16 protein-coding genes and 1 pseudogene are annotated in these 26,183 nt (G+C 45.3%); 9 read left to right on the top strand and 8 right to left on the bottom strand.

Annotated features, from left to right (window positions below):
- Positions 1-23: 23 nt before the first annotated feature.
- The 6 genes from HUX74_RS17270 to HUX74_RS17245 form a co-directional block, all read right to left on the bottom strand.
- Positions 24-1,280 carry a nucleoside permease gene (locus HUX74_RS17270; RefSeq protein ID WP_117964164.1) on the bottom strand — a complete coding sequence of 419 codons (1,257 nt, stop codon included), beginning with the start codon at positions 1,278-1,280 and terminating at the stop codon, positions 24-26.
- Between the two features lie 314 nt (positions 1,281-1,594).
- A complete protein-coding gene (locus HUX74_RS17265; protein WP_057252363.1) occupies positions 1,595-2,776 on the bottom strand; it encodes a class I SAM-dependent rRNA methyltransferase in 1,182 nt (393 codons plus the stop codon).
- Between the two features lie 39 nt (positions 2,777-2,815).
- Complete coding sequence (locus HUX74_RS17260; RefSeq protein WP_005826911.1) at positions 2,816-3,439, bottom strand: 3'-5' exonuclease; 624 nt, start codon at positions 3,437-3,439, stop codon at positions 2,816-2,818.
- 3 nt (positions 3,440-3,442) lie between these two features.
- Positions 3,443-3,997 carry a DUF5063 domain-containing protein gene (locus tag HUX74_RS17255; RefSeq protein ID WP_057252409.1) on the bottom strand — a complete coding sequence of 185 codons (555 nt, stop codon included), beginning with the start codon at positions 3,995-3,997 and terminating at the stop codon, positions 3,443-3,445.
- A gap of 64 nt (positions 3,998-4,061) precedes the next feature.
- Positions 4,062-6,152, bottom strand: coding sequence for a BT4734/BF3469 family protein (locus HUX74_RS17250; protein ID WP_174647088.1), 2,091 nt, complete (start codon positions 6,150-6,152; stop codon positions 4,062-4,064).
- Positions 6,153-6,248: 96 nt separating this feature from the next.
- On the bottom strand, positions 6,249-6,854 hold the full coding sequence (locus HUX74_RS17245) for a hypothetical protein (RefSeq protein ID WP_229135054.1): 606 nt from the start codon (positions 6,852-6,854) through the stop codon (positions 6,249-6,251).
- A gap of 199 nt (positions 6,855-7,053) precedes the next feature.
- On the opposite strand from HUX74_RS17245, the gene HUX74_RS17240 reads away from it, so the two are divergent.
- Positions 7,054-7,923 carry an IS982 family transposase gene (locus HUX74_RS17240; protein WP_117600471.1) on the top strand — a complete coding sequence of 290 codons (870 nt, stop codon included), beginning with the start codon at positions 7,054-7,056 and terminating at the stop codon, positions 7,921-7,923.
- 180 nt (positions 7,924-8,103) lie between these two features.
- Here HUX74_RS17240 and HUX74_RS17235 read toward each other — a convergent pair whose 3' ends face one another.
- Positions 8,104-10,980: a transcriptional regulator gene (locus tag HUX74_RS17235; protein WP_117600521.1), complete on the bottom strand. Its 2,877-nt coding sequence runs from the start codon at positions 10,978-10,980 to the stop codon at positions 8,104-8,106.
- A gap of 250 nt (positions 10,981-11,230) precedes the next feature.
- On the opposite strand from HUX74_RS17235, the gene HUX74_RS20840 reads away from it, so the two are divergent.
- From HUX74_RS20840 to HUX74_RS17200, 7 genes are all read left to right on the top strand, one after another.
- Positions 11,231-11,698 (top strand): hypothetical protein, encoded by a 468-nt coding sequence (locus HUX74_RS20840; protein ID WP_254592884.1) that lies wholly within the window; start codon positions 11,231-11,233, stop codon positions 11,696-11,698.
- 66 nt (positions 11,699-11,764) lie between these two features.
- The gene (locus tag HUX74_RS17225) at positions 11,765-12,826 is read left to right on the top strand and encodes an IS5-like element IS1169 family transposase (RefSeq protein WP_174647087.1); all 1,062 of its coding nucleotides are present in this window, start codon (positions 11,765-11,767) and stop codon (positions 12,824-12,826) included.
- Positions 12,827-13,030: 204 nt separating this feature from the next.
- Complete coding sequence (locus HUX74_RS17220) at positions 13,031-14,434, top strand: DUF5125 domain-containing protein (RefSeq protein ID WP_117964167.1); 1,404 nt, start codon at positions 13,031-13,033, stop codon at positions 14,432-14,434.
- Between the two features lie 46 nt (positions 14,435-14,480).
- The gene (locus HUX74_RS17215; RefSeq protein ID WP_117600469.1) at positions 14,481-17,675 is read left to right on the top strand and encodes a TonB-dependent receptor; all 3,195 of its coding nucleotides are present in this window, start codon (positions 14,481-14,483) and stop codon (positions 17,673-17,675) included.
- Positions 17,676-17,706: 31 nt separating this feature from the next.
- Positions 17,707-19,680 carry a RagB/SusD family nutrient uptake outer membrane protein gene (locus HUX74_RS17210; RefSeq protein WP_117600468.1) on the top strand — a complete coding sequence of 658 codons (1,974 nt, stop codon included), beginning with the start codon at positions 17,707-17,709 and terminating at the stop codon, positions 19,678-19,680.
- Positions 19,681-19,880: 200 nt separating this feature from the next.
- On the top strand, positions 19,881-22,478 hold the full coding sequence (locus tag HUX74_RS17205) for a glycoside hydrolase family 2 TIM barrel-domain containing protein (protein WP_174647341.1): 2,598 nt from the start codon (positions 19,881-19,883) through the stop codon (positions 22,476-22,478).
- 23 nt (positions 22,479-22,501) lie between these two features.
- Entirely contained in the window at positions 22,502-24,907 is a 2,406-nt protein-coding gene (locus HUX74_RS17200) for an alginate lyase family protein (RefSeq protein ID WP_174647086.1), read from the top strand.
- 121 nt (positions 24,908-25,028) lie between these two features.
- On the opposite strand, the pseudogene HUX74_RS17195 reads toward HUX74_RS17200, so the two are convergent.
- Positions 25,029-25,657, bottom strand: a pseudogene (locus HUX74_RS17195) (transposase).
- A gap of 150 nt (positions 25,658-25,807) precedes the next feature.
- On the opposite strand from HUX74_RS17195, the gene HUX74_RS17190 reads away from it, so the two are divergent.
- Positions 25,808-26,077: a hypothetical protein gene (locus HUX74_RS17190; protein ID WP_081028737.1), complete on the top strand. Its 270-nt coding sequence runs from the start codon at positions 25,808-25,810 to the stop codon at positions 26,075-26,077.
- Positions 26,078-26,183: the final 106 nt, after the last annotated feature.

Genomic DNA, 26,183 nt, shown 5'->3' with positions numbered 1-26,183 from the left:
TATTAAATCAACCTGATTCTCAATCAGTTTTTCTCTATTTTCTCCGGATTATGCTTATAGCGGAATACTATTCCAAATAACAGACCAATGACTAAGGCATATCCTGCAAAGATAAACCATACCGGTGTCCAGTCGCGGCTTACCAGTCCTCCGCCTTCGGCATATACCGAGAAGGCATCCACCACGGCTCCGCTGGCATAACCTCCGATGATGGCTCCCACACCGTTCGTCATCATGAAGAACAAGCCTTGTGCGCTGGCACGGATACTGGGATGTGCCTCCATTTCTGTAAACAGCGAGCCCGATACATTGAAAAAGTCAAATGCCATGCCGTAGACAATCATCGAGAGAATGAGCATCCAAAGTCCGCTTCCCGGGTCTCCGAGGGCGAAAAGCCCGAAACGGAATACCCATGCAAACATACTGATTAACATAACACGCTTGATTCCGAAATGTTTCAGGAAGAAGGGGATGGCAAGGATAAACAGCGTCTCACTCATTTGCGAGATGGAGAGCAGGATGACGGAGTGTTTCACACCGAACGAATCTGCATATTCCGGTATGGAAGCAAACGAACCCAGGAAAAGGTCACCATAGGTGTTTGTTATTTGGAGGGCGGCTCCCAGCAACATGGAGAATAGGAAGAAGATGGCCATCTTCTTGCGCTTGAACAGCACCAGTGCATCCAGTCCGAAAGCGGAGAGCATCGTTTTTCCTTCGCAGCGCATGGGAGGGCAGGCAGGCAGGGTGAAGGCGTAAAGCCCCAGCATGGCTGCCGAGATGGCTGCCACATAGAGTTGTGCCGCACTTGCCTTGAACCCGGTAAGGTCCACAGCCCACATGGCACAGATAAAGCCTACCGTTCCCCATACACGGATGGGGGGGAAGTCTTTTACCAAATCCATTTTATATCTTTCCAGCGCATTGTAGGACACGGTGTTGGCCAGGGATAGCGTGGGCATATAAACAAGCATGTTGAGCAGCATGGCCCAGTACATGTGGGTGTACGTAGTGGCAGTGGAAGCATAAATCAGAGCACCGGCACCGATAAGGTGGAGTATGCCATAAAGGCGTTCGGCGTTTATCCATTTGTCGGCGATGATACCGGTCAGTCCGGGCATTATCAGTGAGGCTATACCCATGGTTGCAAAGATTGCTCCGATTTGTCCGCCTTCAAAATGTAACGTACCGCCCATGTAACCACCTAATGAAATCAGCCATGCTCCCCAAACGAAGAATTGCAGGAATTGCATGGCAGTGAGTCGGAATTTGATGCTCATAATATTAGCTTTTTATATTTTAAATTATGTAATAGATGCAAATGTACAATGAGACTAGGAGAAAAACAAGTTCTGTACGGCTTTTTCTTCAACGAAAGAGATTAATGAGGGATGGATTTTGGGAAGGAATGTATTATAAAAAAAGAAGGGTATCTATCCCAGACACCCAATCTTTATTAACCTTAAATCTAATACCATGAAAAACACAGTGCAAATATATATGGTTTATGTTATATAACATGCTATTTTGGCACTTTTCTACTTTTTATTAACTCTATTTAAGAAAAGAAGGCCGATGAGGCCTTCTTTTTCCTTTATTCTACATATAGAACCAGCCCTTTCAGGTATTCCCCTTCCGGATGATAGATGCTTACCGGGTGGTCGGCAGGTTGTGTCAGTTGGTGCAGGATGCGTACGCTGCGGCCGGACATGGCAGCGGCTGTGAACACGGCCGTGCGGAAGTTCTCTTTACTGACGGCTTGCGAGCACGAGAAAGTGAAAAGAATACCTCCGGGCTTGATTTTTTCGAAAGCCTTGACATTGAGTTTGCGGTAGCCTTGCAGGGCATTACGCAGGGCATCGCGGTGCTTGGCAAAAGCAGGAGGGTCAAGAACTATCAGGTCGTATTGGTCGCCCATGCGGTCAAGGTATTTGAAGGCATCTTCTGCATAGGCGGCATGGCGGGTGTCACCCGGGAAGTTCAGTTCGATGTTCTTGTTGGTCAAGTCGATGGCTTTGGCGGAGCTGTCCACGGAATGCACCAGTTTGGCGTCTCCACGCATAGCATATACGGAGAAGCCGCCGGTATAGCAGAACATATTCAGTACGCTGCGGCCTTTGGCATAACGTTCCAGTAGCGAACGGTTCTCGCGTTGGTCTACGAAGAAACCGGTTTTTTGGCCTTTCAGCCAGTCGATGTGGAACTTCAGGCCGTACTCCATGGCTACATTGTCCGTGCTGCCGCCTTTCAAGAAACCATTCTCCGGATAGAGGTCGGCCTTGAAGGGAAGGGTCGTCTCCGATTTGTAATAGATATTGTCAATCTGGCTGCCCATCACTTCGGTAAGGGCATCGGCAATGGCCATGCGGTCGAGGTGCATGCCGGCAGAATGTGCCTGCATCACTGCGGTGCGGGCATAAATGTCGATAACCAGCCCCGGCAGGTTGTCTCCCTCCCCGTGCACCAGGCGATAGGTGTTGTTTGTCGGGTTTCCGGCTATGCCGATACTGCGGCGCATATCGTATGCTATGCTGAGTTTGTGTTTCCAGAAGTCCGCATTGATTTCTTCGTCTTGGCGGAAGGTCAGTACGCGTACGGCGATACTGCCAATCTGAAAATGCCCTTTGGCTATGAATTCCTTTTTGGATGTATAGATTTCAACTACTTCCCCTTCTTCGGGTTCTCCGTCGAAATGTGCGATGGCGCCGGAAAACACCCACGGGTGAAAACGCTTTAATGACTCCTCTTTATTGGGTTTAAGGTATACTTTGTACATATATATAATGTGATTAATGTGGTAATGTGATAATGTGCATCACATTACCACATTATTATTGGCTTCTATCTCAAAATCTCCTGTCCGTTTCAGTTCTTGCAGCTTGTTGTAGATGTTGAGGCATGCCCAGGCATCGGTGGCGGCATACAGTTTCTGCGGTTCGGTCAAGGTTTCGGCTTCCCAGTTGGAAAGGCGCTGGCTTTTCGAAATCTTTTCCCCGAAGAGGATGGCGTATATCTTCTGCAGGCTTTTGTCCTGGATGCCGAAAGCGCGGACATATTCCTGCAATTCGATGCAGGCATGCTGTTCGAAGGGCGCGCGTTTGTGCAGCATCATGAAGTCGTCCCGCAAGGAAAGGCCTACTTTCGTTACACTCGGGTTTTCCAGCAATGTGATAACCGGCAGAGTCAGTCCCGTCAGGTTGAGGCGGAACAGAAAGCAATGTTCCTCTGAAGAAATCTGCAGCAGGGCTACCTTGTGTATCTGTCCTTTTGTGAACGACGGACGGGTTTCGCTGTCTATGCCCAGCAACGGGCAGGACTTCAGATAGGCAACTGCCTTCTCCGCTTCCCACGGTGTCTGTACGACATGTATCTGTCCCGGAAAGGCGGCTTTGGGCAGGTCTTTCACTGTTTCTTTATCTATTGTTCTTTTGATAACCATAATTTAATATTCAAAGTCTGTGGTTTCCTCCTCTTCATCCTCGCCTTGCGCATACTTCACCTCGTGCAGGGCACGCAGGGTGTTGACAAGCTTCTGTCCCCAATGGAGGCGGAAGTTTTCCTGGCAGATGGCAAGCGAATCGTTCATCGTCTCGTTGAAACCCAGCTGGAATACGAAGATAAAGTCCTTGATGTCCTGGTATATGTCGGCCAAGTCTTCGGAAATGTTCCTGGTGATGGGCTGGTCACTATACTTCATGTCAGATACGAATACGTCCAGGTAGTCGTCTTTCTCGGCCAGGATATTGGCGAGGTTCATGCGGAGTACCTCGTAGGTCTCTTCGGTGACGAATGTCTCCGGTGCCTCGTCTCCTATGGTTTCGCATTCGGGCAGCATGGAGGCCTTCAGGTAGAGCAACGGAAGTATTTTTAAGGAGGTATCGACGAACGCGGAACGTTTCACCCCTTCCGCTTGTTCCAGAAACTTGCAAAACTCGGCGGCTACGGTCACAAACTCTACGGCATTCCGGTCGAATATCACTTGACTTTCTTTTTTCATATCTTCTTGATTTGAAACGCAAAGATAGCGCAAACCGAAAGTAGAAGCAAATTAATTGGCAGGATTATTCTTTTTTCACTACATGATATTCTGTTCCTCTTGTCTTCCGGCGGCTGCTGATGCCCAGTTTGTGGAGTGCACGTCCGAACAGAGCCACTTTATTGATGGACAGCCGGTCTTTGGTCTTGGTTTGCAAGAAGGAGAGAATCTCCATAGGGGTCATCCAGTCTCCTTCCTCTTCATTTTCGGCGGGATGGAAGTGGCAGAGGAAGAGCTGTTCCAACGGTGTGGGCTGTTCAAACTCCCGGTTGGTCTGTTTCAAGATGGCTTCGTCGGAATCGTCCAGCCAGTAGCGTTCACCTTTGGCTATGGTATCCATGGCTTGTGCGTAGAGTTGCCGGTAGTTGATGGTGACATTGGTATGGATGGGGCCGGTGACTTCGATGCAGATGAAACGGCGGCTGCCGCTGGGGTCTGTCAGCAGGTCTTTCTGGTTGCTGGTGGCTATAAAGGAGGCGTAGCGTCTTATTTCCTGGATGGCGGTGCCGTAAGGCTTGCGCAGGTTTGCCACGGGTTTCTGCAGCAGATGCTTTAGAAAACCTTGCTGATTGACGCTGATTTGGTCGAATTCGTCGATGTTTATCAGGAAAAAGCGGCCGAGGCTCCGCTCTGCGTCCTGCTTGCTTTTGAAGTCGATACTGTCGGTATATCCGAAGCGCAGTTCGGGTGGCAGCAGGATGCGGCAGAAGGTACTTTTACGATAGCCTTGGGCTCCGACCAGTAGGGGAGACGTGTTGTTTCCATGCTGGCGGTCGATGTTTTGCCAGTGCGCCGTCATGCTGAGAAACCAGCGGTAGAAGAGTTCCCGCCAGTACGGATTGTTGCAGGGGACGAGGTCGGCCAATGCGCGGATACGGTCCTTGCCGTCCCAATGTCCGGTGCTGTTCAGATATTCTTCGACGGGGTTGTACAAGGGAATGGCGTCCGAGTTGAGGTAGCGTGCCACATCTCTGTCCCATACGCTGATTCCTTCTTTCAGGGCATTCTGTCCGATACTGCTTCTTACCCGCTGGTCGGCAGGGCGGAAGTGGAAGTGTATGGAGTCCCGTTGGCGGAATTCCAATTCTCCCAGCACGGTGTTCCAGCGGAACTCATAGCGTCTGTTCATGAATTCTTCCAGGCGGAAGGCGGTGATTTGGTCGCGGGTCATGCTGCTGCGGGTGCCGAAGCCTTTGCATTCGCGGTAGAGGTTGTGCAGGGTCATGCGCACCAGCTGTTCATCCGCTTCGCGGTAGTAGTGCATCATGACTTGGCGTACTGCCTCTTCTTCGGGAATGCCGGCTTTGTAGCAATGCCCTGCAAGCAGGTAGAGCAGGGGGCGTAGGTCATCGCCCCGTTTCCAGTTTTCCAGCTCTTCGAAGGTACGGTTCAGGGCGGCTTCGAAGAGGATGGAGAAGGTTTGGGAGGCCGGATAGCCGGGGGCAATGCGCATCAGCGGGTTTGCTTCGGTCTGTTTCCGTTGGCCGAAGGTGGGCTCGTCGGGCACGGACAAAGGCTGTTCCAGACAGAAAGGGACGGCAGACGGATTGTAATAGGGACGGTCATCGAGCGTCATGCGGCAGCTTTGCTCCACGGCAGGTTCTTTCAGCGTGACGGGGTAGGGGAGCAGGGGCTGGTAACAGTTTACGGCGAGCCGGTAGGCAGCGGTATGAAACAGCCTGATTTTTTCTTCCTGCCTGGGGCGCGAACCGTCGGGGGTGGCAAACAGTACCCATATTTTTACGCTTCGTCCGCTGCTTCCGCAAAAGGCGGCAAAAGTTTGCGGCAGCAGGACCGCCTGGCGCTTTACTTGCTCCACTTCCACGGCATTGGCCAGGTGGTTGACTTCAATCTGTACCAGTCCGTTATAGGTTTTCAGGTATCTTTCCCCCTCTTTGCTGCGGGCATATTCTGCGGCAGGGCAGATGCGTGGCAGTTTGTCTATGCAGGGGTAGTGTCCGTTGCTTCCGGTGATGTGGGGAATGAGGCTGCGCAAGGCGGATATGTGTCCGGCTTTGTTCTCGGTTTTCATCTTCTCCATCAAGGTGTCGCTGGGCCATGTGCTGAATGTCTCTTTGCCGGTTTCACGAGCGGTGCGTATAAGGGTAAGTTTCATGAGTTGCTTGCTGTATTAAAGTCCGCAAAGCTACTGAAAAATGACGGGACAGCCGAGGAAAAGTGGAATTATGATGAAACTTCTCATACTTATTTTTTATTCTGGCTGTACGTCGTAATCCGACTGGTTTTTCACGCCGACAATGTCTTGCTTCTTCACCTCGGTTGTTAATATGTGCTGCAACTGCTGTGAGGTCAGCGTCTCGGTGGGAGAGAACTCAGCCGACTTCATATAGCTTAAAATGGCATTGCGCAGCTGACCTCCTTCCGGAGTGTGGCGAATTGCTTCGAGGTTGCTCATACAAACCAATACCTTACCGTTGTCTACGGCAAATTCGAACAGCAAGCCTAACTTGTGGTTCCGTTCCACATTGTCTACTACTTGGATAAGCGGCTTGTATTCGTGGCGCGTAGCATTCAGAATAAAGGGGCGGGCATGGCGTACGATGCTCCACCATTGCCAGTTGCTATGGCACTCGGTGGGGAACTGCCGGAACAAGGGATGTTTCTCGTCCATCAGCAAGGAGAGGGTGCCCGGCGAAACTTCGCGGCCGGCATTTTCCGAAATGCTTTTGAACATGGCATAGTTCCAGTAGTCAGGAGTAAAAAGTCCGCCTACACTCTGTTCTTCAATGGCTTTGTGGTCGGGTATAAGCAGTATCTTCCCTCCTTGGCTCAGTCTCTTTCGCGCCTTATCATCCAAAGATTGACAGATGAAGATGTCCGCTTCGCTTTCCGGTGTCCGGTCGGGGTATACCCATAAGTTAACGTGAATTCGAAATAAGAATAAATATATTTTTCTGACAATTAGAGATATAGCGATAAAATCATTAAATTTATAGTGTCCAATTATAACATTTAAACGATTACCACTATGTTTCCAGAGTCTAAAGTTACATTGTATGGCCGATGATTTTTGCAAGGAATTTACATTTCAACAGGAAAAATATATGATTGAGGATAAGAAGACCAAGCATCGTAACAAACCCAACTGTATGAGTGATGCTGAGATTATGGTTATTCTAATCCTGTTTCACTCCAGTGGTTTCCGTTGTTTCAAGCATTACTATAAGGAATATGTCTGTAAACATCTGAAACACTTTTTTCCGCGTCAGGTTTCTTATAACCATTTTGTGGAACTGGAGAAGGAAGTATTGCTTCCCGTGACCATCTTCATCAAAAAAGTCCTGCTAGGAACCTGTACCGGCATCAGTTTTGTCGACTCCACTCCCTTGCGTGTTTGTCGTAACCAAAGAATCCTTATTTATAAGACATTTGAGGGACTTGCCGAGCGTAGAAAATGTTCAATGGGATGGTTCTTCGGATTCAAGCTGCATCTGATAATCAATGACAAGGGTGAGATTCTCAATTTCATGTTTACGTCTGGAAACGTGGATGACCGGGAACCGTTGAAACAGGGTAAGTTTCTGGAAAACATCAAAGGAAAACTATGTGCAGACAAAGGATATATAGGTCAGGCTCTGTTTGAGAACCTTTTTCTTAATGGGATACAGCTTGTCACTAAAGTTAAAAACAATATGAAGAATTCACTGATGAGTATTGCCGACAAGATTTTGCTCAGAAAAAGAGCCTTGATCGAAACGGTCAATGACGAATTGAAGAACATTGCGCAGATAGAACACTCCAGACATCGTTCATTCAATAACTTTATAGCCAACTCTTTGTCGGCTATAGTAGCATATTGCTTTTTTGAAAAGAAGCCCGCCATTGACGTGAATTTTGTCAATGACGGACAACTTGCTATTTTTTGATTTTATATTGAATTCACGTTAATGATAGTAAATTTATAATCAATATTTTTAGGAATTCGTTGATTTTCTGACTCATTCCTGCATCATTGATTTCTTATTAATATGAGGCTAGAAAGCCTATTAGTATTATAAAAATCCATTTGTAACGGATAAAGCAGTAAGCACCGCTACTTTTAGGCGTCACTTTGAGAACTTTTGCAGAAACTCCGTAAGATTACTTCCCTTTTCTAGACCTAATTTTTTGCGCAGGCGATAACGGCTGATTTCAACTCCTCGTAAAGAGATGTTCAGCAATGGAGCTATTTCCTTAGAAAGCAAATTCATCTTGATATAAGCACAAAGTAACTTTTCTTTATTGCTTAGTTCGGGGAATTCCTCCTCTAATTTTTTAAAAAAATCATGATATACTGAGTCAAAACTACTCTGAAAAGCCTGCAAATCATCATCATGCTCAATATTTGTATCAATCTCTCCTAATAATCGAAGTGTCTTCCGGCGAAGCAAAACAAGATTCTCTTCACTGATGGAATGGGAAATATTTAATACTTCTTTTTTGATATTCAATAGGGTTTCATTCTTACGTACAATATTGAGCGTAGTACGAATCAATTCTTCTGATTTATGACGCAACTCCGACTGCAAGTTTTCTTCCTTCAGAATGTCTATTTTTTTATCTTTCAAATCACTCTCCTTTTGGAATTTCTGTTCTTGCTGGTAAAGTTCCGATTCTTTTTGTACCAGCAGACGTCTACGACTTTCTGAAATATGATAATACATATAATAAAACAGCGACATTACAACTATCAAATACATCAAATAACTCCACCATGTACGATACCAAGGTGGCAGGATTTCAAAAGTAAAAGCAGTCTTTACCGGATCTTGATCCCCGTCGGTCAGTAATTTCACACTAAATACGTATTTGCCTTCATGTAACTCTGTGAATTCTTTCACATTATTCTCACTGTATTCACTCCAGACATCTTGCTTACCGTCTACACTTAGCTGATATGAATATAGAGCCGTCCGTGATTTATTATAATTATTCACACTATATTTTATTTTAATCGAATTCTGAGAATAAGGAATCACCACTGGAACTGTATCATACAAATAACTGCGGCCATAGATAAGCGAATCACGAAATCCAGTCAGATATACTTTTCTGATTTGTAAGTTCAACGGTGGGCGCTGTATTTGCGAGCTATCCATTTTTATCAGTGAAAAGCCATCTTCAGTTCCAACAATTGCTTGGTCAGTTTTATAAAGACATACATCTTCAAAATTTTCTATTAACATCCCTTTCAAAAACAATTCATTATTCACTTGATAGTACTCCTTATTGGTGGAATCATAATGCAGCACCTTCAATGTTCCGTTCACCACATACCAGATATTCTGCAATGAATCTATCTTCATATAGGTATAAGCAGTCTTGCCTTCTAATAATTGTTCAAGTCTAGTATACGCCTCCAAACAGTCACGGCTCTGGTCATAGTACCATAAGCCATAATGTGAAGCTATAGTTACTTTGTCATTTACTCGCAGCAGGCATGCATCATAGCCACGAGGGAACCTTCTGTTATTGTAATCCTTAATTTTTTCTATTTTCCGCAAATCATCTGACAATGTCAGGCGGGAAACCCCATTTTCCTTATTTCCTACCCACAGAATATTGGTGGAATTCTCCATCAACATATCTTTGCACGAGCGGCTGAAGCCCTCTATATAGCTTTCCACAGTCCAATTCGCCCCTTTTTTCGTAAGTAAATACAATCCGCTATAAGTTCCTGCAATCAGCGCATCTTTGCGTGCATCTACCGATACCATCCCCCATACCCCTTTAGGATTATTGAGATGCTCCACATGATCTCCATCTATTATAAAAATACCATTATCTGAGCAACAGAAAAGCTTATTGTCGTATTGGTGAAGCGACCACATTTGTCCACCCGTATCTGGCACAAAATCAATAGGACTTTTCTGATTTAATAGTTCTGGAGGAGTAGACCGATATAAACCTTGATTCGTTGCAAAATAGAATTTGCCTCGGTAGTTGCAAGAAGCATATCCTGAACCAATCATCGGTTTACCACCATATAGTGAAACAAGCTGTTCATTTAAATGGATGCAATCGATGCCATTGTCCAAACCTAACCAAAGATTGCCAGTCTTATCAAACATCATGCTTAAGACTGTTTTATTTTGCAAGCCATTCTCTGTAGATATCACCTCCATTTTATTTGTCTTCAGATTTAAAAGACAAACTCCACCTTGAATACTACCTAAAGCCAGCAATGAGTCTTGTAACGCTGCACAGAATATCTTATTCTTACGGCAGAATTCTTCAGCGCTGTTAGGAAATTTTCGGAAAGAAGTAGCATCATGAATGAAAAGACCGTTATCTCTGGTTACTGCCAGCAAGTTGTCCTTATAAGGTAATAGCCCTCCAATCTTCACCGTAGCACCTATTGCCGAAGAGTTGGACACTTGTTTGAATTTTGTTCCATTCAGCACTAACAACCCTTTATCGGAAACTATATATAGTTTGTTTTGTAAAATCAATGAAGTATAGATCTCTGATGTATGGTCTACCTTATTCATCACGCCTTTCTCTATATAGAAAAAACAGCGGTCTGATTGAAAATACACACGGTCACTATCCGGCAGAATATTCCAAATGACCCCCACATTTACATTGGGCGATAAGCTATCAGAAAGGCAGGTATACTCCAATCCACCCAAATGATTTGGGGTAAAATAGCCAAATTGCCCCATTCCACCGATATAGATCCGTCCATCATGCCCCATTTTTACCGTACGTGTTTTAGCATTATGAATCGGATATGTATTCCACTCCACCCCGTCAAACTCCAATAACCCTTTATTGTTAGCTGAATATATCCAACCATTATCGTGTTGTTGAATATGCCAATTCTGATTGCCAGCCTTATAAACATGTCGAGTGTAATTTGTCACTTGACGTTGCCATCCGGCATTTATAGGAATAGATATAAAGAAAAGAAGAATATAAAAACAAGTGAGCTTTTGTTTCATAGCAGTTAACATTTTATTTTTAAAACAAAGATAAAATATTTTATCTACAAATAAAATAATAATTTATAGATGTACTTGAATTATTATAATAAATATTTAATTATCAGCAAAATAATTAAGAAGTGAGAAGGTTTTGATGTAGTTAAGACTAATTAATGAGAAAGTTTTGATGTAATATTTTTTTAAGCTTCCTTTTATTACTCACATATATTTGCAGCATCTTTTTGTTAAACCTATATATTGCATACTAATGAGAAAAGCATCTTATTTATTCCTATTCAGCTTATTGATTAGCAGTAGTGCATGTGGATCAGACAATGATGGAACAATTTCTTCCAAAATACCTGACGGAGAAAATCCGGTGACTTCGGCCGGTTTGCAAGCCTACATGCTTACTACCACTGACACCCGTACCTATGAGCTAAAAGAGTCTACAGCGAAATTTGAATCCCAAGTCAGCATGTCACCTAAAAACATTTTGTTGAATCCGCAACAGACTTTTCAGACTATGCAAGGGTTCGGAGCTGCACTTACTGGTTCATCTGGAAGCTATGCCTTTGTCATCATCAATAAAAGCAATACAGCCAAGAATATTGTACTTACCGCTCCAGACAATTCTGGGAAAAAGCACTCGGCAAATTGCATCTTGCAACCCCGTTCGGTAAATTCTTTCAAATGGGATGATAAAAACAGAGATAAGAGGAGTTCTATAAATTAAAATATTGTAGTACAGTTGTTTATATGGTTCCAAGAGCGTAAATTTGCAGAAAATAAGAATTTTATAATGAACAAGTTATCCCGATACCGTAAGCTTCGTTATAATCAACTATTTGAGTCAGAGAATCGTGAATTGCGTTTGAATGAAATGGGCAATCCTCTTGAAGTGTTGTCTCAGTATGTTGATTTTGAGATCTTTCGTCCTACTCTTGAATCAGCCCTTTTTACCGGAGAGCGCAAAAGTAATGCCGGTCGTCCGCCGATAGACTGTGTGCTGATGTTCAAGGTCTTGTTTCTTCAGCGTTATTATGGTTTGAGTGACCATCAGATAGAGTATCAGATAGTTGACCGTACGAGTTTCCGCAAGTTTCTTGGTATTGAATGTGTTGACGATGTTCCTGACGAGAAGACGGTGTGGAAGTATCGCGAACTCCTGACAAATACAGGCGTTTATGACAAGCTTTTTTCGGAATTTCATAGTTTCATGGAAAGTAAGGGTCTGCAATTCAATGAGGATCGCATCATTGATGCCAGTTTTGTTATTGCCCCTCGCCAACGTAACACCCGTGATGAAAATGAGCAGATAAAACAGGGAGCGGGTAATAAGTTGTGGAATGACAATCCCCACAAGAAGTGCCACAAGGATGTAGATGCCCGCTGGACAAAGAAGCGTGATGAGACTTTTTACGGCTACAAGCAGCATACTAAAGTTGAGAAACGCAATAAGATCATACTTTCTTATAATACCACGTCGGCAGAAGTGCATGATTCCAAAGGCTTTGAAGGACTGCTGGATGAAAAAGACGAAGGCAAGGACTTGTATTTGGACGCCGGTTATGTCGGACAAGAGGAGATTGTAAAACAGCATAAGATGAATCCGATAATTTGCGAAAAGGGCTACCGTAACCGTCCGCTTACCAAGGAGCAGAAATCAGACAATAGGAAAAAATCCAAGACACGTTGCCTTGTCGAGCATGTATTCGGGTTTGAGGAACAAACCATGCGTGGACTTGTGGTGCGTACAGTAGGGCTTATTCGTGCTAAAGCCAATGTAGCACTCACCAGTCTTGTGTATAACATCAGTCGTTACACGCAAATAATCAGGCTGAAACCTGAGTTGTTGGGGTGAATTATGCCTGCACATCCAATTTTTACAACAAACACAAGTTAATTATTGTAAAAATTGGGGGGGTAGAAAATATTCGCTAAATTTGAAAGACTAAAGCTCACAAATTGGGCAGTTAAAGAGTTCTGCTGTCTGATACAAGAGGATAAATTGAATTGATAGAACTCACCATAACTAATTACTTTTTAAATTAAAAAATCACAGATTATGAGAAATCGATTTTTGCTCGGCATGATGACATTCTGCCTCGTCGGAACAACATCGTGCAAAGACGAGATTGACCAATTTGATGATCACGGTAACTCCTCAATTGTCTCCTTTCAAGGCTCCGATAAAGCCTACATGGGCGACAGTATCTCTTTTGACTTTGAAGTAAAGAGCAGTAGCGTGAAAATCAACCAGGCCAAAGTACAACTCTATTATGGAGAAGAAATGGTATCTGAAGCACTTTACATGTTGAAAGCCGATGGAAAGTATAGCGGAAAAGTGTTGGTTCCGTTCTTAAAGAATACCCCGGACGGAGATGCCAAAGTAATCCTGCGTGTACAAAACGAACGCTTTGCTGCAGACAGCCGTGAAATGACGGTAGCAATAGAGCGTCCCAAGTATCAGACACTTCGTTTAGTAGCGGCAGATGGAACAGAATATGCCATGATGCCTGTGAAAGGAAAGGAATACGAGTACAGTGCGCGCGCCAAGTTTCCTGCTGAAATGGAAGCATCCATTGTACTCCCGGCTTATTCCGACGGAAGCAACAATCCTTATCTAACAGGCAACGAGATTCGTTTTGGTATGGACAACGGTCGTATTTCAATGAATGCTCCAAAAAATATCAGCTTTGAGACTACCGGATATGGCGATGATGGTATGTATGACATTACATTCAACACCTTGACTTTTGAGGGAACTCCTTTCCCTAAATTTGGTTTACGATTTGATACGCAGAATAAATTTGTGGAATTCGAGGGTTCGGGCAATGTGTTTACGGTTGAGACGGAATTTAAAAAGGATGACATTATCAAAGTGAGCGGCATCAAAGAAGAGTACCCCGAGCTTTGGAAAAACCCCACTTGGTTCAGTGGTGTAAAAGGAGATGAACAACTGCTCCATTTCCGTGGTAGAGATGGCAAATATCGCTTCACCTTGGATAAAGGGCTGAAAGCCATCATGATGGAACAGTTGGAAAATGCGACCGCCTCAGGTAACCAAAATGCATCTGCCGTATGGGTTATCGGAAATGAGAGAATAGGGTTTCCATCATATAGCAAGAACAACATCAATTGGAATACAAACAAAGGGTTCAACCTCGTTCCACTGACCGGCACTAAGTACGAACTGGTGATGTTGGTGGGCCAGAACATTGATAGCGGCAATGTCAACTTCAAATTTTTCGGCCAAAAAGGATGGGGATTGGAATGGGTAGGTCCTGGCGCATATACGCTGAAAGAAGGTGGTAACTATATAAAATATGCCAGTGACGGTAACTTCCAAAGTGCAGAGATGTGGCCTACAGGCAAGTACATGGTAATGACCATGGAAACTGCCACCAAGCCCGCTGGATTGTGGGTGAAAGCACTGGAGGAAATGCCTGTTTACGAGGCTGCAGAATAAGGTAAGGAATACAAAGGGATAATTAATTTAATTAAATGACAATCAAATGAAGAAGAGATATTATCTTGCGGCGCTATTTGCTATTTCACTGGCAATACAACCAGCGCTTGTAAAGGCCGACACTGCCCGCAAGACAGATGGCATGGAAAACATGCAACAACAAAAAACGCGTATCAAAGGTTTGCTGACCGATTCTAACGGCGATCCTATTATTGGGGCAACTATCATGGTAATGGGCACTACCGGACGGGGCGTGATCAGTGACATCAACGGACGATACTCCATCGAAGTAAATCCTGGCGAAACACTTCAATTTAGTTACATAGGATTCATCACCGTAGAACACAAAGTAAAAGCAGAGGAGACCACCTTTAATCTACGCATGGAGATGGATGCTATTTCTACCGAAGAAGTGGTAGTAGTGGGTTACGGTAAACAGAAAAAGGAAAGTGTGGTGAGTTCCATGTCTACCGTAGGACCGGCTCAGTTGAGCGTAAAGAGTGCTAATCTCACCAATAACATTGCAGGTAAATTGCCCGGACTGATTGCAGTGCAACGCTCGGGCGAACCAGGATGGGACGATGCCCAATTCTTTATCCGAGGTATCAGTTCTTATGCCGGTGGCACAGACCCTCTGGTATTGGTAGATGGCGTGCCCCGTAAGATGAACGATATTGATGTGGATGAAATCGAGACCTTCTCCATATTGAAAGATGCGGCTGCCACAGCTGTATATGGTGCAGAAGGTGCCAATGGAGTTGTATTGATTACTTCCAAACGAGGTAAATCTCAGAAAACGGTCATTAACATGTCTGCTGAATATGGTTACTCTACGCCGCTCCGTTTGCCCAACCTGATGAGCTCTTACGACTATTTAAGCTTGTATAACGAGGCTGATTGGAATAGTAATGGTAATCCGCGTGCCAACTATACTGCTCCGGTAAGCGATGCTGACTTGGAAAAATACCGCACCGGAGCTGATCCTGATCTTTATCCGGATGCCAACTGGATGAATATGTTGCGCGACCATACCAGCAGCCAGCGTTATACCATTAACTTTCGGGGAGGTGGTGATCGTGTACGCTTTTTCGTATCCGGCGCCTATTATACACAAGACGGTGTATATAAGGAGAAAAAAAATGCCGACTATGACTCCAATATCAGCTTCAAGCGTTATAACTTACGCTCCAATATTGATTTCGAGTTAAGCAAAACTACTCGTATGTCTGTGGATATGTCCGGTCAATATATAAACCGGGTAGCCCCCAGTAAGACAGCTTCCGATATTTTTGGTGGCATGACACTACAACCAGTCCACCTTTATCCACAAATCTATTCAGACGGTTCAGCCTCACAGCACCCAAACTACGACAATTCGGGGCTGCGTCAGAACCCTTATAATTTCTTGTACTTCAGCGGTTACAGCAAGAGTTGGGACGCAACCTTTCAAAGCAAGGTCTTGTTGGAACAGGATTTGGATTTCATCACCAAAGGACTTTCTGTAAAAGGCAGTGTGAGTTTCGATGCTAACTCTAATCAGTACATCAACCGAACCATGTCACCAGCAACTTTCACAGCTACTGGCCGTGATGCCAACGGCAATCTGATTTTCAAAGCACTGGAAGCTGGGTCTGCACTGAGCAATCCTTCAAGCGGAGCTTCCGGTGGTAACAAAAAGATCTACATCGAAGCCTCTTTCAACTACAAACGCAACTTCAACGATAAACACGATGTTACCGGTTTGTTGCTCTACAACCAAAAAGAGACTCAAAATCAGAATGCAAGTGGGCTGAATTTATTGCCCTATCGCAAACAAAGCATTGTGGGACGTGGCTCTTACACATTTGACAACCGCTACACCCTTGAAGGAAGTTTTGGTATGACAGGTAGTGAGAATTTTGCTCCAGGACACCGTTGGGGTATTTTCCCCGCTGTGGGTGGAGCCTGGTATGTGAGCCACGAGAAGTTCTTTGAACCAATACAGAAGGTTATCAGTACCTTGAAAATACGTGCCTCCTACGGACGTACCGGTAACGATCAATTGGGTGGAACCCGTTTCCCTTACCAGGAGGAGATGAACAATGGTGCTGGTGGACTTAATCTGGGCATTTCGGGAGGATCAAATGGGAATGCCGAGAACTGGTATGGTAATTTAAGCGAAAACCGTGCATTCTACCCCAACCTGCGTTGGGAAATTGAAGACAAGAGCAACTTCGGCTTCGATCTCGGCTTGCTGAACGGACAAATCGATCTGACTATGGATTACTTCTCCAACCGTCGTAAAGATATCTTGGTAAACCGTAATACCATCCCGTCCATGAGCGGTTTGCAATCTACACCAATTCAGAATTATGGTGTGGTGAGCAACAAGGGTATAGATGGCAACTTGACCTTCAAGCAACACGTGGGCGACCTTAATCTAACTTTCCGTGCCAATTACACGTATGCAAAGAACAAGATTATAGAAACGGATGAGATCAGACATGTCTATAGCTACCAAGACCTTACGGGAATGTCATTATGGACTCCGTTCCTCTATATTGCCGATGGTCTTTATACACCTGATGACTTCAACATTACCGTCGATCCCGTAAGTGGCGCCGAAAGCTACCAACTGAAATCTGACCGTCCCAACCCCGGTGCGGCGGTTGCTCCCGGTGATATCAAGTATTGCGACTTGAACAAAGATGGTATTATCAATGACGATGACAAGACATACCACAATGGACATTTGGATAAGACACCTCGCAGCGTATATGGACTGTCGTTCAACGCGGATTGGAAAGGCTTCTTTGCCGGAATCTTCTTCCAAGGTGTATCAGGCGCTTCCATCAATCTAATGAGCAAAGCATCCAACTTCATGCCGTTCAATCAGGGCAAAGATGCCTCATCCGCCCGTATGGAAGCTATGAGTCGTTGGAAAGCATCCGATCCGTACAATGACAACGTGCTCTATCCGCGTTTGCGCAACAATACCTTTGCACACAATCTGCAGCCGAGCACTTGGTGGTATCGTGATGCCAGTTTCATTCGCTTGAAGAACGTGGAATTCGGTTATCAGTTCAATAGAAAGCAGCTTAAATCATTGCGCCTCACCAACTTGCGTCTCTACGTGCAGGGAACCAACCTGAAGACTTGGGACCATGTGAAATATTGGGATCCAGAACTGGGCGATGCGAACTCAGGAGCCAAATACCCTATATCAAGTACTTGGACTTTCGGAGCAGAGGTAACATTCTAACTAAACAAAAGAATTAAAAGATATATATTATATGAAACTTAAGAATTTATTATATACAACTGTTAGCTTTGCCGCTCTTGCACTCGGCACCGTATCCTGCTCAGACTACCTGGACATCTCTGGCGAGTTTAATGCTAGCTTGGGAGTGGATGAAGTTTGGGACAACGCAAACTATACCCGCGATTGGTATGGAGTGATTTATCGCGACTTGATGGAGTATTCTGAAACAGGTTCGGAAACCAATGCCTTTAAAAATCCTTGGTCAAACCTATGTGGTGAGATTGCATCCGAAAAAGCCAGTTCACGCGATGTGATGACGGCTGGCTTCACGGCGGCCAGCGGAAGCTATCATCGTTGGGCTGCTTTCTATAAAGACATCCGTCAAGCCATGATTTTCATAGAACGTGCCCACGATGAAGGCGTAGGTGACCCCAGCAGCAACAACAAAATCACAGCTGACGAAATAGCCCGCATGAAAGATGAATGCCGATTCATGATAGCCTACTATTATTTTTCTATGTTTGAACTTTACGGTCCCGCTTGTATCGTTACAGAAATAGATGATGCGGCAGAGCCTCATGTGACAGATTACGATCGTGCCACTGTGGACGAAATGGTGAATTACATTGATGGTATATTGGAGCCGCTATGCGATCCGCTACAATCCAAACTGCCAGAATCAGCCATCACCTCGTTTGCCGATGGAAACTATAGTTATAACTTCCATGAAATAGTACGCCCCACCATCGTAGTGGCTAAGGCCCTGCGTGCCAAGCTGTGGATGTATGCCGCCTCCAAGCTTTTCAATGGTGGTGATGGCTCTGAATACTACCAAGGACTGCAAAAACTCCAAAATGCTAAAGGAGAATACATCTTCCCCCAAAGCAAAGACCCGCAGAAATGGATTATTGCCAGAGACCGTGTAAAAGACCTGATAGATTATGCTGAAGCACATCACCATGGACTCTACCGTGTAATGGCAAACGGGGTGGAAGCTCCAGACCGTTCGGTGTACAACCTTTTTCAGGAATACAATCAAGAAATTCTTTGGAGCAGTACGAACAATAGCTATTCCGATCAATATAAAATGGAAAAGCGTACCAACCCACGTGATGTGAACTCCTGTTACGGAACCATTGGACCGTCCCAAGACGCAGTGGATATGTTCTTCATGTCCAATGGATTGACAATCAATGACGACAATAGTGGATACAATGAAACTGGATTCAGTGAAGTGGAAAACCGCTGCTACGACCCCGCATACAAAGCCACCAAGATAGACAAAAACATTTACAATATGTATGCGAACCGCGAACCTCGTTTCTATGCCAACGTGGTTTATCAAGGAAGAAGTTGGTTCAAGAATTGGATGGACGGTAATCCGAACTACGTCGTAGACTTCTCTGCCGGTGGTGGCAATGACCTCTCCAACGGTGACAATGTAAAAACTGGATATATGCTTGGTAAGTTCAAGAACCGTACAGTAAACCATGCTAACGGCTACACGCAAGCTTGGAAGCGTGTTTCCATCATTTACCGTATGGCCGAGTTCTATTTGTTCTATGCCGAAGCCTTGAACGAAATTGACCCGAGCAATCCGGAAATTATCAAATATGTAGATATGATACGACACCGCGCAGGCATCAACGGCTACCAAGACTTGCAGGAAAGCGGTATGAAAACAGGGGTTATCGGCAATTACGACAGACAGTTTGAAGCTATACAGCACGAGCGTTATGTTGAACTATACTGCGAGGGTCAACGCTACTTCGACATTCGCCGCTGGATGATATGTGACAACGGGCAAATAGGCTGTGACCAGACACGCTTCTACGGCATGAACATGAAGGGTTCAAAAGACAAGACTCCTGGTGACCCGGCTTCCTATTATACCCGTACTCAGTTAGAGAACCGGCAATGGAGCGACAAGCTTTACTTGTATCCTATTCATCAGAATGTCATCAATCTGTCACAAGGACGAATTCCTCAAAACTATGGATGGTAAATGACCGACAGAAGATGAAAAAAAAGAGATTATGATATAAGGATTAACAAGCGGTGGGAATTCGTGCAAGAAAGAAACAGAATTTCCACCGTTCTTTTATAACTTTACCACCTCAACTCAACAACTATCAGATTATGGGATACCCTTACAAAAGAGGCCGTTTCCTTTTTGCCTTATGGACAGTGATCTGTTGCTTTGCCATGATTGTGATGCCAATGTCACTCCGTGCGCAACGAGAAACGAAGAGCCTCAACCACGACTGGAAATTTCTAAAAGGCGAATGTACTTCCGCTGCAGACAGTACCTTCAACGACAGCCAATGGGCAAACATCCACCTGCCGCATACTTGGAATACTGATGCCTATACCGAAAAAGACTATTATCGCGGAATAGGCTGGTACCGCCATCGTATCACCCTTCCCAAAAATTGGAAAGGCAAGCAGGTCTTTCTGAAACTGGATGCTGCAAACAAGGCGGCTACCTTCTTCATCAATGGCAAAAACATAGGTGAACATGCGGGAGGATATACTGCTTGTACGTTCAATATCACCCCCTTCCTCTCTTTCCATTCCCCCAACGTTCTGGCTATTCGCGTGGATAATGCCCGGATGGACATCCCTCCCATCTCCGGAGATTTCACTTTTTTCGGAGGTATCTATCGGGATGTATGGCTCACTGCCGTTCCCAACCAACATTTCAACTTAACCGACCACGGTTCGGACGGTATCTTCATCAGTACCCCCAAAGTGTCCGAGGAGAAAGCCACCCTCTCCATCCGTGGCGAAATTAAGAATGACGCCTGCGAAAAGGCAAACCTGGAACTCGTTCATTCCATCTACCAGCCAGACGGTATCTTGTTACAAACACTAAAGAAGTCCATACAACTGAATCCTGGGGAGACCTATGCTTTCCAGAATGTTGCATCGCCCATCCTGCATCCCCGGTTATGGACTCCCGAAACGCCTGCCCTCTACCGGATAGAAACCACCTTGCGTGACTGCAAGACTAAAGTGGTTCTGGACCAGAGTAACCATCATACCGGCTTCCGGTGGTTCCACTTCGATGCCAACAAAGGATTCTTCCTTAACGGTAAACCCTATAAGCTTCGCGGTATCTGCCGTCACCAAGACCAGAAACCTATCGGGGTGGCATTGACCGACGAAATACACCGCCGTGACATGAAAATGATGAAAGAAATGGGAGCCAACTTTATCCGTGTCTCCCATTACCCCCAGGATGACGCTCTCCTGGAGATGTGCGACAAACTCGGTATGTTGGCCTGGGAAGAAATCCCCATCATTGATATCGTGCCCGAGACTCCCGGATATGGAGACAATTGCGAACGAAACCTGCGTGAGATGATTCGCCAGCACTATAACCATCCCTCCATCATTGCATGGGGATACATGAACGAGATCTTACTTGTCACCCAACGGAAATATAAAACCGAAACCGAACTGAAGCCCGCTATAGAGCGTGCATCGTCACTTGCCAAAAGACTGGAGAAAGTACTCAAAGCGGAAGATTCTACACGCGTCAGTGCCATGGCATTCCATGGCAGCAACAGCTATAATGAGACCGGCATAAGCAACATCACCGATATTGTAGGATGGAACCTGTACCAGGGATGGTATGGCGGAGACGTCACTGGATTCGAAAAATATCTGGCACAACAGCACCGGGACTGTCCCGCCCATCCGATGATTGTCAGCGAATATGGTGCAGGATCGGACAAGCGGTTGCATTCACTCACCCCACGCGCTTTCGATTTCAGTATTGAATACCAGCAGAAATACCTTGAACACTATCTTCCGGTACTGGAGAATACACCTTATGTTTGTGGCGGTACACACTGGAATTTCATCGACTTCTGCTCGGCCCTACGTGACGAGTCCATGCCACGCATCAACAACAAAGGATTGGTGTATGCCGACCGTACTCCTAAAGATATATATTATTACTACCAAGCTGCCTGGCGTAAGGACATCCCCGTATTGCACATTGCCAGCCGTGATTGGACATACCGCAGTGGCGTACAGCAGGGAAATGCCCCTGTCTTGTTGCCGGTAAAGGTCTATTCCAATCTTCCCGAGGTAGAGCTTTTCATCGACGGGAAGTCCATAGGTAAGCAGCAAACAAAGAATTACACCGTCACCTTCGAAGTTCCGTTCTGCAGCAGGAAACCCTTTCTTCTGGCACAAGGCAACCATCAGGGAATAAGGGTGCAAGACGGTTTGAAAGTAAATTTCCACCCGGTTCCTGCCCGACTGGATGCAACCAACTTGAAAAATCTGGAACTGGCCATAAATGTGGGAAGCCGGTGCTTCTTCACTTCCGACGAAAGCCAACTGACTTGGCTTCCCGACCAGCCTTATACACCCGGCAGTTGGGGATATATCGGTGGTGAGGAACGGGGTACGGAGACTGAAATACGCAACACTGCTGACGGTCCCTTGTTCCAGACTCTCAGAAACGGCATCGAAGGATACCGTTTTGACGTGCCCAAAGGTGTCTATGAGATAGAATTCCTCTTCACGGATATCTTTCGCCAAAACTCCTCAGCAGCCTATCTGTTGGGACGTGACGGAGCACATGAAAACCGTGAGAGCACATTCGGTATTTCCATCAATGGAAGTACTGTTGAAGAGAGTCTGTCACCTTGTAAAGAAAGCGGTTATTTCCATGCCCTACGGAAGAAATATATCGTCAACAACGAAGCGGACAGTCTTGAAATACGCTTCCATACCATCAGCGGCAAATGCTTCCTGAATGGTATCAAACTCCGTAATATTTACTAATCCATATAAAACAGCAGAATATAATGAAACTGAAAGCAGTAAAATGGACACTTGCCATCTTGTTTATGGCACCCTGCATGCAAGCGCAATCCGTATGGAACACAACACACCTTGCCAATGTGAAACGTTCTATCCGGGAACCGTTCTACGCCACAGCTTACGAGGCACTGAAGAAGGAAGCGGACAAACTATCGGACGTACAGCCTCTTTCTGTCATGATGAAAGAAAAGACACCCGCCAGCGGTGACAAGCACGACTATATGAGCCAGGCCCGCTATTTTTGGCCCGACCCAGCAAAACCTGACGGACTGCCCTACATCAACCGCGACGGCATATCGAATCCCGAACTGAGCAAACTGGACCGCAACCGTCTGGGTACAACCGTTAGCCGCATCACCACCTTGGCATTAGCCTGGTACTTCAGCGAAGAAGAAAAATATGCCAGGAAAGCGACTGAGCTTATCCGTGTGTGGTTTTTGGACAAAGACACCCGAATGAATCCTAATCTGGAATACGCGCAGATGATACCGGGGCACAATAACAACAAGGGGCGCTGCTACGGACTGATAGATACCTACTCCTTCATAGAGATGCTGGATGCTGTAGCGCTGTTGGAACAATCACAAGCATTCACTGCCAAGGACAGCAAGCAACTGAAGAAATGGTTTGCCGAACTGACCGACTGGATGCTCACCAGCCCGCAAGGCAAGGAAGAGGCGGCTGGAGCCAACAACCACAGTGTGGCCTACGACGCCCAAATCATTGCTTTCGCCCTCTATACCGGCAACAAGAAACTAGCACAAGAGGTAGTCAATGCTTTCGCCGAAAGACGTATCTTCCCACAGATAGAACCCGACGGACGCCAACCGCAGGAATTGCGTCGTACCCTCGCTTTCCACTATTCCCAATATAACCTGACACATTTCATTGACATCATGCTGATGGCAAAGAAACTGGGCAGCAACATTGACAACGCCACATCAACCGATGGACGAAGCTTCTACAAAGCCATGGATTTTCTGGCATCCTACGTGGGAAAGAGCCTCGGTGAATGGCCTTACCAGCAGATCAGCGGGTGGGAACACTCCCAGCAAAACCTCTGCAAGGACCTCTACCGTACAGCCGCTTATCTGAACCCCGCACGCAAAGACTACCTGCAACTTTACTATGCGCACCGCATACTGGAACCGCAGGACAGTTTCAATCTTCTGTATGTAAAAGCTACCGAAACAGACCATGCCTATGCCTTTGCCGCCGGACAGCTGGATCTGGCCATGAAATGTGCCGATAAGGCCAAAAAGGAAGAGAAGAATGCCGCCAAGCGCCGTGTCATTCCCCGAAGTATCCATAAGGACGGTTCACTGGCCATGATACATCCCCACGACTGGTGCTCGGGATTCTTTGCCGGTTCTTTGTGGCAGATGTACGCCTATACGCACAACGACTATTGGCGCCAGTCTGCTATCTCATGGACTTGGCCCATCGAAGAGTCCAAATGGCACAAAGGTACCCATGACCTGGGCTTCATGATGTACGACAGCTTCGGCAAGGCATACGAGTTAACCGGCGAACGTTCCTACCTGGACGTGGTGCTACAGAGTGCCAAAACATTGATTACCCGCTATAGTCCGAAAGTGAAAAGTATCCGGTCCTGGGACCACAACCGCGACAAATGGAAATATCCGGTCATCATCGACAATATGATGAACCTGGAAATGCTGTTCCACGCTACCCAACTTACCGGAGACTCCATTTACTGGAAAGTGGCCGTGAACCATGCCAATACAACGATGAAAAACCATTTCCGCCCGGACTACTCCTCTTATCATGTGGTAGATTATGATCCGGAAACAGGTGAAGTCCGCATGAAGTGTACCCACCAGGGCAATTCAGACGATTCATTCTGGAGCCGCGGACAAGCCTGGGGATTGTATGGATTTGCTATGTGCTATCGTTTTACAAAAGATCCCACTTACTTGAAACAGAGCGAAAACATTGCCGATTTCTTCCTGAATCTACCCAACATGCCGGCAGACGGTGTACCCTATTGGGACATGAAAATGGATGTCATCAAGGACTGTACTCCCGAAAAGATCAATCCGGATGTGCCACGCGATGCTTCTGCCGCCGCCCTTATCGCTTCCGGCCTTTATGAACTATGCACGTATGTTTCTCCGGAAAAGGGAAAAAAATATAGGGCTGTTGCCGACAAAATCGTAAGCAATCTCCACAAGCACTACCAGGCAGCACCGGATACGCACTACGGCTTCCTGTTGCTCCACTCTACGGGACATCATCCCGGAGGAAGTGAAATTGACGTTCCTCTGAACTATGCCGACTATTTCTACCTAGAAGCATTGGCACGTAAAGAAGCATTGAATATGAAAATGAAGGATTGCCCTGGAAAGGCTCCGCAGACAAACAGTTAATGGAATAGCAAGTATTTGTGTCAACAAAGGAAATATTCAGGTATAATCAGTACTTACGAAAGGAAGAAGTTGTGCGTTTTAAGTATGCACAACCTTGTATTAACGTGGGTTCGAAATAAAATCAAAAAATAGCAAGTTGTCCGTCATTGACAAAGTTTACGTCAATGGCGGGCTTCTTTTCAAAAAAGCAGTATGCCGCGATAGCCGACAAGGAGTTGGCTATAAAGTTATTGAATGAACGATGTCTTGAGTGTTCAATCTGTGCGATGTTCTTCAGTTTGTCATTGACCGTTTCAATCAAGGCTCTTTTTCTGAGCAGAATCTTGTCAACAATACTCATCAATGTGAACATTTTCCACGCTCGGCAAGTCCCTCAAATGTCTTATGAATAAGGATTCTTTGGTTACGACAAACACGTAAAGGAGTGGAGTCAACGAAACTGATGCCGGTACAGGTTCCCAGCAGGACTTTCTTAATGAAAATGGTCAGTGGAAGCAGTACTTCCTTCTCCAGTTCTACAAAACGGTTATAAGAAACCTGACGCGGAAAAAGGTGTTTCAGATGTTTACAGACATATTCCTTATAGTAATGCTTGAAACAGCGGAAACCACCGGAGTGAAACCGGATTAGAACAACCATAATTTCAGCATCACTCATACAGTTGGGTTTGTTACGATGCTTGGTCTTCTTATCCTCAATCATATATTTTTCCTGTTGCAATGTAAATTCCTTGCAAAAATCATCGGCCATACAATGTAACTTTAGACTCTGGAAACATAGTGGTAATCGTTTAAATGTTATAATTGGACACTATAATTTTAATACTTTTATCGCTATGTTTCTAATTATAAGTGAAAGATATTTATTCTTATATCGAACTCACGTTAAAATAAGATAGTTATGGAATGTATTTTTTGTTTGAATGAGAATGCCTATTTCGATGGCGTGAATTATGTTTGTCCGGATTGTGGAAGAGAATGGCCATGTGATGAAATTGCGGACGACGACGATGATAACAATAAGTTGCGTTGCCCTGAATGTGGCTCGCATTTGGTCTATCCTGATTCAAGCGGTATTAATGATTATGCTTGTGATGCTTGTGGGTGTAGATGGGATGGTGACGATGATGACTACGATGAAGATTATGACGATGATGAAGAAGAAGATTAATTATTGCAATTATGGAGCTGGGCAAATAGCGCTATTATTACCGCATTATTACATGCTTCAATCTGAAAAAGATTAGCATTCCTTTGCCAAGCCCCCTGCTTTTCAT

The organism is Bacteroides sp. Marseille-P8574, from assembly GCF_902825465.1.
Lineage (GTDB): Bacteria > Bacteroidota > Bacteroidia > Bacteroidales > Bacteroidaceae > Bacteroides > Bacteroides uniformis.
The sequence above is the reverse complement of the archived record's forward strand: the minus strand, read 5'-3'. Positions and strand labels throughout refer to the sequence as shown.